Raw genomic sequence first — 14,744 nt, 5'->3', positions numbered from 1 at the left:
TTGGGGAAGACCATCAATGGAAGCATTTATTCTGGTGATCGACATGGGCGTCATGCTGTACCTGTGCTGGCGGCTGTTTCGCGGCAAGGGCGGGGAAAGCACCGACCTGGGTTTTCTGCGCTATGACGACGCTGACCGTCAGCGCTGAGCCACCGGCCCGACTTATTGGCGAAAAATCCCATGCGTGATTTGGCTTTTGCCCTGATGCTGCTGGCCGTATTGCCGCTGGCGCTGGCGCGTCCTTTCAATGCCTATCTGCTGTGGGGCTGGACAGGTTTGCTCGCACCGACCACATACTTCTACGGCTGGATGGTGGGCAACCGGGTCAACTTTGCTTGCGCTGTGCTCACCCTGGTGTTGCTGGCGCTCGGGCGGGTGCCCTGGCGCGACTACCAGCCCAACAAGGTGACGTGGCTCTACTTGTTGCTGGCGGCCCACGCCACTCTGGCCTTTTTACTGGCCTACCCTGGCAATCCCTATAACGACCAGTACTTTGAGTTCCTGATCAAAGGATTGCTGTTCTGTTTGGTCATGCCCTTCTTCGTGCGTGAGCGTGTGCATTTCCATGCCATGTTCATCGTCATTGCGCTGGGCCTGGGTATTCACGGCGTGCTCAACGGCCTCAAGACGGTGGCCTCGGGTGGCGGGCACAACATGATGGGCCCAGCAGGCACCATGCTGGCCGACCGCAACCACCTGTCCACCGCGCTGGCCCTGGTACTGCCGGTGCTCTTTTACCTGCAGACCTACACTGCCAATCGCCTCATGCGCCTGGTTTGCCTGGGCGCATTCTGCGTGGTGGTGCTCGCCATTCTGGGCGGTGGTTCGCGGGCCGGCTTCATTGCCGTGTCAGTGGTGGGGTTGTGGCTCATCCTCACCTCTCGGCGCAAAGGCATGGCGCTGGTGCTGGTGGCGGGTGCTGTCATTGCCTTCCTCGCGTTTGCGCCCGAAGACATCACCAGCCGCCTGACCACCATCAAAGAGGCAGACGAAGACAGCTCCTTCATAGGCCGCGTGATCGCCTGGAAAATCAGTTCGGCGATCGCCTTGGACAACCCGATTTTTGGTGGCGGGTTTCATGCCGTCCAGGTCCAGACCGTCTGGGATAGTTTCAAGATGTCCCCGGGGCTACTCGGATTCCTGAATCTGCCCATTCCGGAGTTTTCCGCCAAGGCCGCGCACAGTATTTACTTTGAAGTGATGGGCGATCTGGGCTTCGTGGGCTTGGGGCTTTATATGTTTATCCTGTTGCGGGCCCTCTGGGGCCGGCGGGTCATCAAGCGCATGACGGACCAACTGGGCGCACCATACCAATGGGCGCGCGACATGGCCGACATGCTCATGCTGGCGGTGCTGGCCTATATGGTGGGCGGCGCCTCGGTCAGCCTGGGTTACCTGGAGGTGATCTACATGGTTGTGATGCTGATGGAGCTGCTGCGCTTGCATGTGGCGCGTGCCCTTGTGCCTGCAGGCGAGGCGGCGGCACCAGGCCCTGGGAGATCAGCGTGATTTCCAGACTCCTCCTGCAATCCCTGTCCAAAGACAAGCTGTCGGTCTTCCTCTTTCACAAGGTGCCGCAGCAATGCGAACCGCTGGTGCCGGCCGACGTGAGCATGGTCCGCTTCGAGCATCTGCTGGATCACACTTTTTCTCAGTTGCAGGTGCTGCCGCTGGATGAGGCCATTGGCCGCCTGCAAACCGACACCTTGCCGCGCCGCGCCGCCTGCATCACCTTTGACGATGGCTACCCCGACTGGCTGACGGGCGCAGCCCCGGCTCTGCGCCAGCGCAACCTGCACGCCACCTTCTTCATCACCTCGGGCCAGTTCGATGGGGTGCCGCTATGGCACGAGCGTATCCTGGCGGCGGTGCGCCGCTTGCCCGGGCCGACGCTTGACCTGGGTATCCCCTTCCTGCCTGCGCAAGCCGTCTCATCGGTGGATGACCGGCGGCGCCAGGTGCAGAGGCTGGAACAAGAACTGAAGTACCTCACGCTCTACCGCCGCGAGCAGATCCTCAAGCAGCTCGAAGCCGAAGCCGGCGTACAGACGGCCGACGTGCCGGTGATGACCGAGGCACAGCTGCGCGATCTGCACAGCCAAGGCTTTGGCATTGGTGCACACACCGCGCTGCACCCCATCCTCGACTACTGCAATGCCGAGGAGGTCGAGCGCGAAATTGGTGGCGCCCGTGAGCGGCTGCAGGCCATCGTGGGCGGGGCGGTGAATGGCTTCGCCTATCCCAACGGTCGGCCATATGCCGACTTTTCGCGCCTGCATGTGGACGCCGTGAAGCGCGCGGGCTACCGCTACGCTGTCACCACCCACTGGGGCGTGGCCGGGGCGTCCACATCGCCCTTCCAGATCCCGCGTTTCACCCCTTGGGCCGAGCAAGATTGGCACGTGACCTACCAACTGTTGCGCAACCTGATGACGGAGCCGATGCAAGTGCCGGAGGTGGCTGTATGAGTCTTTCGAGAGCAATCAAGGACGTGATCCGGACAACGCTGTACAGGTCTGGTGCGCTGGGGGCTTGGCACCGGCGCCGCAACAAGCACGCGCTCACGGTGCTGATGTTTCACCGCGTGTTGCCCGCCGGTTCGGACGCGCTGGCGCAATCCGAGCGTGAGTTCGCCTTCAGTCTCGATGGCTTTCAAGAGACGTTGGACTTTGTCTCGCGCCACTACAACGTGGTCGACCTCGCCCAGGTGAAGGCGGTAATCGACGGCCGTGGACGGCTACCAGATTGCCCACTGTTGATTACGTTTGATGACGGCTGGCGAGACACCGTCGAATACGCCATGCCAGAACTGAAAAAGCGAAGTCTTCCTGGGGTGTTGTTTCTGGCGACAGAGGTGATTGACCTTGATCAGCCCCGATGGTGGCAGGATGCCGCGGGGGCCATTCTGGCAGACCCGGCGACAGCCCCAAAACTGCTTACCGCTCTTGGCATGTCAGAGGATGCGATGACTCAACCAGGGTTCAGCCAACATGTTGCAGCGAAATTGGCGGGCATGCCTGAGGTCGAAAGACGCCATGTCATTCATGAGGTGGATCCACGGGTTCTGGAAAAGATCGACGAGCGGCAAATGATGAACGTGGAGGATCTCAGTCGATGGACGGAGAATGGATTCGAATTGGGTGGTCATGGTCACACCCATTCTCCGATTGCCTACGCCAATGATCCTGAGGCTGAAGTCTCGGAATGCCGGGACCGCCTGCGGGCCTTGGGCCTGGATGTTCTGTCGCTGTCATACCCGCACGGCGTCAAGAGCGATGCATCGCGCGAACTCTTGAAAAACGCCAGATTCGATCTTGTGTTTGACAGCAATCCCTGCCTGGCGAATGTGTCAAGCCTTCAGCGCCTTCGGTTCGATTTGCCGAGAATTCATCTACCAGAAAATACGTGGACCACAAGAAACGGACGAATTGATCCTGCCAGGCTCGCCCTGTATTTGTTTCCCCGGTCTGTGATCTAGCATGGGCTTGCAGGTATCCCGCAAACGCTTCGACCAGTTGGGCGAGCGCGAATTGACCGCATGGATCGATTTGCTTCCTGCGGATGCCTTGTCAGCGAGACTGTTCATGCATCCTGAATTCTGCGAAACCGCTCACCGGGTCTTGGGGCCGGTTGAAGTCGTGGTGATCGAAGATCACGGACGTGTTGTCGGGATTGTGCCGCTGCATCGCGCCCCTGGATTGCGTGGCTGGATGCGAGGCTACACACAGGTCGCCCAGGATGTTTCCGACGGTTTCTGTTTCCCTGTCGAAGAGGCGTACCTAGACAGGGTTGCGCCTGCATTGGTGAAGGCCGGCGTGTGGTCTGGGTTCTTCACCCATTTTGCGATCGGAAAGTACATTCCACATTTGCAGGCGGGTGCCCCGACGAAAACCTATCTCGTGCGGCGCCAGAGCGGCAACCGGGACATGTGGGATGAACTCAAGGACCGCAGTCGAAAGTTCTGGAGTGACACGGAGCGATGTGCCCGCCGATTGAACGAGCTGCCCGGCGGATACGAATTTCACTGGCAAAGCCCGAACCTGGAGCGCGATCTGGAAGCCCTGATCGGTCTTAAGCTAGGTCAATATTCGCGGACAGGTATGCACGGGTCTGCGCTGTTTCGCGAGAGCATCAAAGAGTTCCTGAGAGCCCTGGCCTCAAAAAAACGGCTGAGTTTTCCGCGCCGTTGAACGTCCTTTATTGCGGCGATCAGCTTATCGCGGCTCACCTAGGGCTTCTCGGTTCCGGAAGATTGCATTACTGGTTTCCCGTCTATGAACCAACATACGCGAAATACTCGCCAGGAAAAATTCTGCTGTCTGAGGTGATGAAGCACTGTAGTTCGTTAGGCGGTGACGTGATCGACTTCGGCGAAGGTCACGCAGACTACAAAGAGGCCGCCGCCTGCGAGACGCACGAGCTGGCTAAGGTGGTGATGGCGCCGGGCGTGCGGGGAGCTTTGTCCATGCTGCCGCTTCGGTGGGCGTGGCGATTTTCCGGTTGAACATCGCATCCAATAGCCCCGCGCCCAGACGAAACGGCCTGTTCGACAAGTGATTACTTCACTCAGCGCTAATTTGACTATTTTCCCTCTGGTCAAAACGAGGGCTCGTCGGAGCGGGTAGGGCTGTGGCAACTGCTTTCGCGATTGCCTCCAGGTAACTGGTTTCAAGATGCTTGATTCTTGCGTCAAGTTGTTGCCGCTGAGTGGCTTGGCTATTGACGATTTGATCGATCAAGTTGTTGAGTTTTGAATAGTCCAGCGACTGGTTGTAAATGCAGAACTCTTCTCTCTCCAATAGCTTGAAAAATCCAAAGTGCTTGGCGTCATAGGCCAGGGCAATCGTTGGGATGCGCTGCGAACTTGCCATGATGCACGAATGAAGCATGCCACCGATGTGCAGATCCAGGCACCGGTAGTGGCTCAAGAGTGTATGCGTGTCCCCATCGCGCAGGGTCACATCAAGACCAGAGTCCCGCATTACTTCATAGACCAGCCTCTCAGAATCGTAGTGCAGGTAGTATTCAAACTTGGCATTTTTCGATTGTTGAAGCTTTCTGAGGAATTCGATGAATTCCTTGATGTTGCTGCGAATCCATTCGGTTGGCTCAATCCCGTGAAATGGGATGCTGAGTCCGATCCGAAGTTTGGTGTCTTGTCTTTGGATCGTAGGCTCACTAAATTGTTCCGAGAGGAAAAGTGCTGGATCTCCAATGATCGGAGTGTTGTAGTTGCCCAGTTGTCGAATGAATTTCTGCGATTGCTCGTCTCTCACGGTGATGGAGGAGCAAATGCCAAAAAGGGCCTCCAACACGGCACGAGAATCTGCTGTTAGGCTTGTGGCTTTGGAGTGGTCCCAGTCGAGCAATACATTAACGCCAATTCCGATGAGGGAAACTCTGCAACCTGATTTCTTGATTGCATCGTAATCGGAAAAAACTCGAGCAGGCAAATTCCCGGTTTTTTTTGGGTGAATGTAGCCGCTGCCCGCCACCATGACGATATCCTGATCGGTAAGCTTTAGTTCAGCCAGCTCTTCCCAATTGGCACGAACAATTGGTTTGGCGCATCCGATTTGACGCAGGCTCTCATGTACAGAATCGGAGATTGCAAGATCTCCCCTGTTGTACGTCCAACGCCTCTCGTAGTTCTTATAGTTTATTATCTCGGGGAAGCCGAATCTTATTGAAATTCGGTCTGCGACGAGGTGAAGATAATTTTTAATTTTGTTGAATTTATTCGGAATATCGGATGGTGCGCGTGATACAGCTCCATAGATAATGACTCGAGCGTCTTTGGAAGTTTTCATTTGAATTTCGTCTTGCGAGAGACTGGCGGGTGTATCTATGGGTTGGGTCTGATCTGATTTTTGAGCTATCTAATTTGAGTTTTGTGTGCTCAATTCCTGTGGGGTAGATAACTTATTTTGAGCTTGTCCTGAGGCATGGACGCGATTTTGAAGTGAATTTTGATATTGATGCCGTAAGAGGCATTGATCTTCTCAACCGCTGAGGCTTCCGTGAATGCTCCTATGGAGCCCTTGTTGTGTCTAGTGGCTACTGAGCCATTGGCTGGATTGGGCAAGTGCGGCAGTGCCAAATCCTTGGGCCCAGGGGTAATTTCCATGAGCGTGGGAGTAACTCCCCAGTGCTGGTGCCTCGCCTGTGGCGTGCTGAATTAATCCATTTCGCTCGGTTGATCTGAGAATTGCAAGTCTTGCGGCTTGAATTGATTTTTCCAGTGAGTTGGACGTTTTATCAATTCCTACTTTTTTTTCTTGGCGCTCGGTGGTGAGCGAAAGAATTATCATGCTTGTTGCAGACGAGTCTGCCCTGGATTTGATCAGGATAAATTCACTCCAATGGCCATCGGTGCGTTGATTTGTTATCAATGTCTGCAGAATGCGAAGGTGCCAGTCGGATATCTTCTCTGCGAAATAGGTGTCGGGCTTCATGCAGCTTTGGGCGGCAGCCATCGCAAGCATGTACCATCCGACTCCGCGGCCCCAGCCTAGATTGCCAAGTTTATTCGGGCCGCCAGCATAGTATCCATGGAATGGAAGGCCTGTTTCTGCGTCCATATTGTTTTTCCAATACAGCTCCAGTTGCTCCCTCAGGAGATCGCCTGCCTCAATAATGTTTAATGATTTGGCACACGCCCCTAGAAATGGGCAGATCATCCCAAGTGTGTCAACAAGAACCTCATCCCTGGTGGGTAAATAGAGAAAGGCCCCATTTGAGGCTCGCTTCATCTTCTTGAGCTGCGAAAAGGCATCCGTTGCAGCTTTGAGGTAGCGCTCTTCGCCAGTGAGTTCCCATAGTCTTACGACATGGGTGCACATTAAAAACTTGAAAGCGGTATTTAGGGGGTATTTCCACGCTCCAGAATGGTCTAGCTGTTTATCGATTGCCTTTTTTAGAATCTCCGCTTGTAGCGGCCTTTCTTTGGATTCAATTAGTAAAGGCCATAGAGATGCAGCAAGATACCAGTTCTCATAGGGAGAAACGACAGACAGCCTGTAGCTCAGTCGCCATCCAAGTGAGTTTAGTATTCTTTCCTTCGTCGAGGAAAGTATCGATTTGTTCTCGTAGGGGTTGCTGTTCGCTAAATTTGCGATCTTTTGAAGTCTCCCGTAGGCAAGCTGGGATGCTCCGGTCGCATTTTTTGCCTGGTTTCCTTGGTGGTGCATTTTGTTTTGTGAAATAGGTGCTCAATAATGGTGGCTCGATTTTCTTGTTATTGATTTTTGTTTCGAGTTGCGTATCCAAAGGTGATGGCTGAGCTGCAAAGGATCATGTAGATCAGGCTTCTAGTCATTTTGTGGCCGTTTGATAGCGACAGGATGAAACTTTTTTGAGCCACCCTCTTGTTGCCTCCCCAGTAATGGGCATATCCGTGCGTGAAATGGGCTTCGCCCAGTCTGCGCTTTATTTCATGCTCTGTTATGTCGTCGCCGGGGTGATAGCTCGCGCTCCATCGCAATGTTGCAACCTTGATCAGGTTGGCGAGGTGGTTTTCATCTGATAGCTTGTGCATCGCACTTGCGCCATGAATTCGATAAAGTGCGACAGGTCCGTTCAGTGAATGCATCTCTGAGATACGAGATGATTTCAGCCAGAAATCATAGTCTTCGCCTTGGCGCATTGATTCATCAAAGCCGCCAACTGCCTCATAAACACTCCTTCGAATGACTGCTGTGTTCATTCCCACCAAGAGCCCTTTAAGCAGCCGCGCATAGAGCCACCCCGACCGCTCTGGCTCTGCCGAGGTGAGGTGGTTCGCATCCTGTATAAGCGAGCTGGCCGGTGCAAACCCCCCATTGGGCAGGGCATGCCACCGAATGAACTTGCCAAAGACGACGCCTACATCCGGGTGCTCGTCAAAGTACCTGACCTGCGCCTGCAGTTTGCCGGGAAACCAGACGTCGTCGGCATCGAGAAAGGCGATCAACTCGCCACGCGACTGGGCCATGCCTGCATTGCGCGCACGCGAAACGCCAGTGCCCGTCAGGTGAATCACCTGGATGCGTTCGTCCTGGAGGGCGTATCTGTCGTAGTCGTCATCGGTGGAGCCGTCGTCGATCAGCAGCAACTCAAGGTCGGTGAACGATTGTTGCAGCACGCTGTCCAGGGCTTCCTGCAGGTAGTCCTTGCCATTGCGCACCGGGATGACGACGGAGACTCGTGGGTTGCTCATGGCTGCCTTGAGGGTATGGGCGACGGCATCATTTCTGTAAACCTTGTACTCCGTGCGATCGGGGCGGCCTAATGCTGCAAAGCGTTTGAGTGCAACCTGTTCCACGTAGAGCGGCACGGCGTCATGTCTTCTGCCTGTGCTGTAACAGGGTTTTCTGCATTCGCTTTAACTCGTCGGCCATGGGCAGCGAAAGCAGGAAGCAGCCAGCCAGGAATGCAGCCGCTGCACCAACACCCGTTATCAATATAGCCGCCCACGGGGCCAGGCCGAGGGGCAACGCACCGCGGATGCCCAGGCAAACGCCTCCCACCAGCAGTGCGTGCGCCAGCACAGGCAAGGTGCTCCGGGTCCATGTGGCCCATCCCAGGTTCAGGTGCCGCTCATGAATCCACAAGTTGTACGGCACGCTCAGCAATTGACCAAGTGCCATGGCCAGGGCGAAGGTGCCCAGGGTGCCGTCCATCAGCCACGCAGCGCACGCCACCTTGGTCACCACCAACAAGGCGTTGGGCCCGATAGCGGCATAAGGCTTGCCCACGCCGGTAAGGGCCGGGGCGCTGAGCGTAAACAAGCTGTTGATTGCATAGGCCAGGCAAAGCCACGGGATGGCGGGCACGGCCTGCAGCCACGCGCTGCCATACAGCAGACTCACGATGTCGTGCGCCAGCACCGCAATGGCGGCGAGTGCGGGCAGTATCAGCGCATTGATCAGCGATGTGGCTCGAAGGTATTCCCCGGCCACCGGTCCGTTGGCGTGGTGCACCTTGGCCATGTAGGGCAAGGCGAAGTAGTTGACGGTGGGCAGTAGGGCTGTGCTCACCATGTTCACGGTAGAGTTGGCGCGGCTGAACAGGCCCACTGCGGTGGGTGTCATCCACCGGCCGAGCAATATGTCGGGCAGGGCGCTGTCGGCGGCCTTCAACAGGGCCGTCAGCAGGTTGCCCAGGCCAAAGTGCACGATGCCCTTGAGTTGGTGGAAAGCCGGTAACCAGGGCAGGGGACGGGCTACCGCCCAGCGGGCCATGGCCCCGGTGACGAGGATGTTGATCAGGTTGGCCCAGGCCATGGTCATAGGGCCAAACCCATCCAGGGCCAGTCCCACCGAGGCTCCGAAATACACCACGGTGGTCACCGCGGTGATGCGTGCCGACTTCTCCACGGCCATCTCGCGCGAAATGATGGCCATGGGAATGGCCCCAAAGGGAATGAACACAAAGCCCAGGGCCAGCACCTGCACTACGGGCACAACCCGCGCCTCGTGGAAGAAGTACGCCCAGTAGGGTGCGCTCAGGTACATGGCCGCCGCCACGCTCCAGGAGGTGACCAGCAGCACGCCGAGCGCGTTGCGCAGGCTGTCGGAGGTCAGTTCCTTCTCGCGCCGGATGAACGCAGTGACGCCGAAGTCGCGAAACACATGGGCCACCGTCATGAGCACAGCGCTCATGGAAAAAATGCCGATATCTTGTGGGCTGAGCAGGCGTGCCAGCACGATGGTCAGTACAAAGTTGGCCGCCAGGGCCAAGTTGCTGACGATGAATTGCAGGGCGACTTTTTGGCGAACCGAGGACACGTGGGCAGTTTCCAAAGACCAGATGGGCCACCTGAGCGCTGCTCAGACAGCGAATGCTACAGGGTTAGTCTTGGCGCACACATCTTTTCCTGAGCCGATCGGTTTTGTCGCGAGAAAAATAGCGCACTCCACTTGCTTACTAGTTAAAGTGGCTCCCGTGCTCAAGACAACCCTTGTTGGGGCTGCCTCACGAGACTCGTGCAAGGCTGACTCCGTCAAGGTTGTGAACCCAGTTTTTAGCGCATCACACGTAGTGGCCTGTGCCACCTTGTTTGCGAGCGGGATGCGCTGACTCAACGCTAGGCAAGAAGATGGACAAACGGTCTACTGAATACCGACGAGGAATGGGCAACTGGGAGGCTTGGGGCGACGACGTTGCACCCATCTTTCGTGCCGCCGAAAAATGGGCGACGGCATTGTCGGGGGTGCAACGCCCGTGGCTCTGTTGGAACGTCGACTCGGACTGGTGTCTTTTGCAGCAGAGATTGGTGAAGAACGCTGGATGGACCCCAGTGGTGGGGTTTGACCCGAGGGTGGGGGTGCCAGAGCATGTGGTGCCGGGCGCGGTGGTGGTTGATTTCAACGCCGATCTGCAGTTGCCGGTGCTGTACCCGCACTTTCCCCTGGAGTTCGCCTTTTTGTTTGTGGACCGCATTGCTTTTTGGCACTCAGATCTCTTGCTGCCAGAGTTCAAGATGCGTGAGATGGCCAAGCTGTTCGCTGATCTTCCCGATGGCGCCACTGTGGCTGTCAGCACTGCTGGGTGGCGCGACCTCTTTTTCCTGAGCCACCGCCGTTATTGGGAGTTGATCGGTTGCACCACGCGTTCAGCTAGCCGTGATCAATACGAGAGGGGTTGTGGTTGGTGGCTCAATTTCCAGTCTCACCGAAATCGCTCGGTCAACTCAGATGATCCGCAGCTTTCTGATTACTACTGGGATCATGGAACCGGTATTTATTACTGGAAACGGCGCTATGGTGGCAAGGTCTTGGCTGTGAAGGAAAATGAATTTAGTGCAGGGCATTTTTCTCAGATCAAATTTGAAGGATACAAGCGGATATCTCCAAATAATGAGTTTCGTGATTTGTCTCGTGATTTGAATGGAAATTTTGAACTAAAAGCTTGTGCACAAAAAGTTGGCGTCGCACACTTGCTTGATGGTGTTGGAGTGATTAAATGAGTGTTCGGGTCTCTGTCGTCATTCCCACCTTCAATCGATCTGATGATATTGCTGCTCTGTTGATGGATATATCTGCTCAGAGTGAAAAAGACATAGAGGTTGTGGCTGTTGATGATGGTTCGGACGAGTCCCATCTTTTGCATTATCAGGAGTTGATGCGCAAACATGGCGAGCGTTTTCGCTTCATAGAGAAAGACCCCTCTGACAAAAGCAAGGGGCCGGGTGCTGCCAGAAACCGTGGAATGGTTGCTTCTCAAGGAAGATTCATTGCCTTTTGTGATGACGACGATCGCTGGATCAGAACAGATCACTTGGAAATTGCTTGCGATAGCATGGACGCATCCGGTGCTGATATGTTTTGGGCAGACCTGCAGACCCATCATGGTGACGAGGTGCTGAACCAAGGTATGTATGGAAGCTTCTCGATGCTAAGACGGCGGAGGGCTCCCGGTTTTCAAGATATATTTGAAGTGGATCACAATGCGCTGAGTCAATTTTTGAGGCACAGAATTATTTCCTGTGACTCGTTGGTTGTGAAGAAGGCATTGGTCGATGTATCTGGCCACTACTGGGAGCACCTTCGGTTTGCGGAGGACCACGATTTCTGTTTTCGCGTGGCAGACGCGTCCCGTAAAGCTTTGTATCGAAACGTGCCGACTGCCTCTGCTAATGTGAGCCAGCACGTGAGTGTGGCGCGATCGATTGATGCGCGCGATCGCTTGTTGTACGGGATCATGGCATTGAACCATGCTGAGGCGGTTTTGAGTGATGAGCGTCTGATAGCAACGGCTCGAGCAAATCGGAGTTGGAAGCTTTTGGAATTATCGGAAATTATGGCGTCGTCAAAAAACAAAGGCGCCGCGAGGCGCCTTGTTTGGGAAAGCTTTTTTGTTAAGCCTTCGCTTGCAGGAATGGCCCGGTGCTTGCGGACCATTTGGTAGTTTATTTATCGGGGAACGATTGCCCAGGTCGGATCGGCAGCCATAGCTGAATCCATTCCGCTGGTCAGTTGTTTCCACCTCGTGTAGGCCGAAGAGGCATTGATCACTCCTGCGTTGGTTGCAGCGCCAAGCATCCCCCTTGAGTAAGCTGCATAGCCATCCGCCGCATTGGGGGAACCCATGATGGCGAGATCTGAACTGCAGGTGACGCCTGGCCAGTTCCGCTGGAACAATTGTGCCCAGCTGTTGATTGTTTGGTTGTTGCTATCGAGGTCGTAGACGTCATACGCCGGGGCATAAGCGGTGCAATAACCCTCGCTCTGTTTGTTGAAGCGCTCGACCGTGAACCGCGTTATCCAGTTCAAGTAGGTCGCTGCATTGGGAACTTCATTCTCGACGAGTTGCGAAAGAACAATTGTGACAAAGTCATTCTGCCAAGGGCTCGTGACGTATGGTGCGCTTGTCTGCGGCATCATTCCCATGGGAGGAGCTTCTGGGCTTTGCGCGGCGTTTGGATAGTTCTGAACCAACCAGTCGACGTTGTATTGCAGCAGGTTGGAAAAATAGCCCCGCAGAGGGTGATTGTCGGGCGTAGCTCGTGTCGCCTCTCCTAGTGATCGAATACCCCAGGCGCGGCCTCTTACCTGCTCACTGTAAAAAATCCCTTTCTCCATCATCCGGTAACCGGGATTGCGAGCGGCCACATTCCAAGTTGCCCAGAACTGAATTTCGTCGAGATAAAAGGCATCACCGGTGATTAAGTAAGGTACGTATGCGAAAGATGCTTGGTGCGGCGTATCCGGCGTCCAAATGGTCGTTCCATTGACGACGGCGGGCAGCAAGGGCTCCGATGGTCCTTCGGTTGACAAGTTTACCTTCGGATATTTGCTGATTTCGATCGGGTTTTTTGTGCCTTCATCCCGATAGTGAGTGGGAGCCGCGGCTGCTGCGTCAGCATTGGCTAGCATGACTTCTCGTAGTCGCGAATCTTGATTCAAGAGGTACATCGCCGTCCATTGCGGGTAAGGACCAATTTCCATTCGTCCACCTGTCGTCGGGAAATAAGCCGTGAGCATCAGATTGGCCATCGGGCCTAAACTGGCTTGCTCAGCGCGGCGCTGTGTCAGGAGCGAATATTGCCTTTCTATGGCTGAGTCGGGAATAGTCAGACCCAAGTCGTAATTCCACACCGCCTTGCTCGCCATGAAGTAAGGCATGTTGTGCCGCACCCGGGCCTGCGGCTCGGCCGACGAACCCGTCCACAACACCTTGTGCCACCGCGCATGGTGGTAGTGGGTGAACTTGGGTTGGGTGTAGATGGTGCTGCCGTTGCGCTTCACAGCGAACGAATACGTGATGTTGCCGGGGTTGGCCGTCCAGGTGCGGGTGTTTTCCATCACCACGTCGGTGCGGATGCGCTGGCCGTTGTCCACCAGGCGGGTGTGCAGCCGGGCGCTCAGGTGCGGGTGCGGGGCGCCGGTGGCCTTGTCCTTCAAGGGCAGGGCCACGGTGTACTCGGTGGCCACGGCGCCAGCCAGGCGGCGCCCGGTGTTGTTGGCGATTTGCGTGGCCAGTTGGGTTTGGGGTTGTGCCACCAGCGTGGAGGTCACATTGCCGTTGGCGTCATACACCTGGGCTTCGAGTTCCAGGTTCCAGTCAGGGGCTGCGGGCACGCTGGGGGTGCTGCTGGTTTTGGCGCCTGGGAAGATGTTGATGATGCGTGCTTCGCCCGGCTGGACGTTGCTCAACTGGGCGCTGAGCACGGCGAAACGGGCGGAGCCGTCGCGGTGCGACGAGATCTCGTCGGTCTGCAGGGGAATGGTTGCTCCGCCTACCTGTGCCACAAGGCCTTGCGTTGTGTGCAACCAGTCGCCCGCCTTGAAGGGTTGACCAAAGGTGACTGGCAGGCTGGCCTGCGCCTGAGAACTGGTGGATGCCACCTCGACGCAGGTGATGGCACCGGCAGCGCAGCTGAATGGGGCTTTGGCAATCGGGGCCGGGGCCGGTGGTAGGGCTGGAGCTGGAGCTGGAGCTGGAGCTGGAGCTGGAGCTGGAGCTGGAGCTGGAGCTGGAGCTGGAGCTGGAGCTGGAGCTGGAGCTGGAGCTGGAGCTGGAACGATGCCCGGGGTTGAAATAATGCCCGGCGTTGCTGCAACTTGGGTGGACGTTGAAGACGATGGGCGCTGCCGTTGTCGCTGCAGTTCCAGTGCGGATTCTGACGCTTGCGCGGACTCGACTCCGACTGCAGCGCTGTCGCTGCCCCCCCCCGCACGCGGACAGGGTTACTAAAAGGAGCAGGCTTGTAATTCCGTTGCGACAATCGTGTCTGATTGTGGTGGGATGAGTGGGCTCGGTGATCATGTGAATTGGATCGTTCAATTGGAGGTTTTGCAGGAGTGGCGGCATAAGGTTTATGCCTATGCAGGGTGACGCCATGGAACCAGGTCGAAATGGCGGCGCGCCAGCAATAACTGGGTCGCGCAACATGTGGGGTTTGCGGGTATTGGTTACCGAAAATGCTCGTTTCGGCCTGCAGCAGACGATCGATTGTCCGAGAGGGTGCGATCTCAGACGAAACTGGTTGTCACAGCCAGAAATCGAGTTTTGCCTTGTTTTAGACTGTGGATGGGTGCTGTTCGAAGAACTTGAAAGAACCTTGAGCGCATGATGCCCAAAGCGAAAAACGTGTAGCACTCAACCCAGGTTAGGTGTGCGATTGGGTTGAATAAGTCAGCTAAAAAATCGCCATCTGCTTTAACAATGCTGCTACTGCATTTAACGCGGACATACACGCCGAAAGATGGGTATGAACTGCCCCACTCGCCTGCAACATCTTCAAACATATTTGTGTTAAC

The 14,744-nt window shown here is 55.9% G+C and carries 14 protein-coding genes; 9 read left to right on the top strand and 5 right to left on the bottom strand.

The features are described 5' to 3' along the window. Window positions 1-16 precede the first annotated feature (16 nt). The 6 genes from CCX87_RS21520 to CCX87_RS17285 are packed head-to-tail and all read left to right on the top strand — an operon-like array spanning window position 17 to window position 4,504. Window positions 17-148 (top strand): hypothetical protein, encoded by a 132-nt coding sequence (locus tag CCX87_RS21520; RefSeq protein WP_255378692.1) that lies wholly within the window; start codon window positions 17-19, stop codon window positions 146-148. A 32-nt stretch (window positions 149-180) separates the two neighbouring features. Further along, window positions 181-1,509, top strand: a complete 1,329-nt coding sequence (locus CCX87_RS17305) for a putative O-glycosylation ligase, exosortase A system-associated (protein WP_087747837.1) — start codon at window positions 181-183, stop codon at window positions 1,507-1,509. Further along, complete coding sequence (locus tag CCX87_RS17300) at window positions 1,506-2,468, top strand: polysaccharide deacetylase family protein (protein ID WP_087747836.1); 963 nt, start codon at window positions 1,506-1,508, stop codon at window positions 2,466-2,468. The genes CCX87_RS17305 and CCX87_RS17300 overlap by 4 nt, the downstream gene beginning before the upstream one ends. Then, window positions 2,465-3,478 (top strand): polysaccharide deacetylase family protein, encoded by a 1,014-nt coding sequence (locus CCX87_RS17295; RefSeq protein WP_087747835.1) that lies wholly within the window; start codon window positions 2,465-2,467, stop codon window positions 3,476-3,478. Before CCX87_RS17300 ends, CCX87_RS17295 begins: the two co-directional genes overlap by 4 nt. A 1-nt stretch (window position 3,479) precedes the next feature. Further along, window positions 3,480-4,190, top strand: a complete 711-nt coding sequence (locus CCX87_RS17290) for a hypothetical protein (protein ID WP_087747834.1) — start codon at window positions 3,480-3,482, stop codon at window positions 4,188-4,190. Then, a complete protein-coding gene (locus tag CCX87_RS17285) occupies window positions 4,187-4,504 on the top strand; it encodes a GNAT family N-acetyltransferase (protein WP_157667142.1) in 318 nt (105 codons plus the stop codon). Before CCX87_RS17290 ends, CCX87_RS17285 begins: the two co-directional genes overlap by 4 nt. A 58-nt stretch (window positions 4,505-4,562) precedes the next feature. On the opposite strand, the gene CCX87_RS17280 is transcribed toward CCX87_RS17285, so the two are convergent. The 4 genes from CCX87_RS17280 to CCX87_RS17265 all read right to left on the bottom strand — a co-directional run bounded on the left by CCX87_RS17280 (window position 4,563) and on the right by CCX87_RS17265 (window position 9,767). Continuing rightward, entirely contained in the window at window positions 4,563-5,810 is a 1,248-nt protein-coding gene (locus CCX87_RS17280; protein ID WP_087747832.1) for a polysaccharide pyruvyl transferase family protein, read from the bottom strand. Window positions 5,811-6,050: 240 nt separating this feature from the next. Then, window positions 6,051-7,190, bottom strand: coding sequence for a glycoside hydrolase family 88 protein (locus tag CCX87_RS17275; RefSeq protein WP_087747831.1), 1,140 nt, complete (start codon window positions 7,188-7,190; stop codon window positions 6,051-6,053). Window positions 7,191-7,237: 47 nt separating this feature from the next. Next, window positions 7,238-8,314 (bottom strand): glycosyltransferase family 2 protein, encoded by a 1,077-nt coding sequence (locus CCX87_RS17270; RefSeq protein ID WP_232476432.1) that lies wholly within the window; start codon window positions 8,312-8,314, stop codon window positions 7,238-7,240. A gap of 4 nt (window positions 8,315-8,318) precedes the next feature. Then, window positions 8,319-9,767, bottom strand: coding sequence for an oligosaccharide flippase family protein (locus CCX87_RS17265; protein ID WP_232476431.1), 1,449 nt, complete (start codon window positions 9,765-9,767; stop codon window positions 8,319-8,321). 311 nt (window positions 9,768-10,078) lie between these two features. On the opposite strand from CCX87_RS17265, the gene CCX87_RS17260 reads away from it, so the two are divergent. Continuing rightward, on the top strand, window positions 10,079-10,948 hold the full coding sequence (locus CCX87_RS17260) for a hypothetical protein (RefSeq protein WP_143218341.1): 870 nt from the start codon (window positions 10,079-10,081) through the stop codon (window positions 10,946-10,948). Continuing rightward, complete coding sequence (locus CCX87_RS17255) at window positions 10,945-11,889, top strand: glycosyltransferase family 2 protein (RefSeq protein WP_087747829.1); 945 nt, start codon at window positions 10,945-10,947, stop codon at window positions 11,887-11,889. Before CCX87_RS17260 ends, CCX87_RS17255 begins: the two co-directional genes overlap by 4 nt. 5 nt (window positions 11,890-11,894) lie before the next feature. Here CCX87_RS17255 and CCX87_RS17250 read toward each other — a convergent pair whose 3' ends face one another. Further along, window positions 11,895-13,829, bottom strand: a complete 1,935-nt coding sequence (locus CCX87_RS17250; protein ID WP_232476430.1) for a hypothetical protein — start codon at window positions 13,827-13,829, stop codon at window positions 11,895-11,897. A gap of 35 nt (window positions 13,830-13,864) precedes the next feature. On the opposite strand from CCX87_RS17250, the gene CCX87_RS21150 reads away from it, so the two are divergent. After that, window positions 13,865-14,026 (top strand): hypothetical protein, encoded by a 162-nt coding sequence (locus CCX87_RS21150; protein ID WP_198314731.1) that lies wholly within the window; start codon window positions 13,865-13,867, stop codon window positions 14,024-14,026. The last annotated feature ends 718 nt before the right edge of the window (window positions 14,027-14,744 follow it).

It is taken from the genome of Acidovorax sp. T1, from assembly GCF_002176815.1.
In the GTDB taxonomy this organism is placed as follows: domain Bacteria; phylum Pseudomonadota; class Gammaproteobacteria; order Burkholderiales; family Burkholderiaceae_C; genus Acidovorax.
Note: the sequence above shows the minus strand (reverse complement) of the source record. Positions and strands in the feature narration are given on the sequence as shown.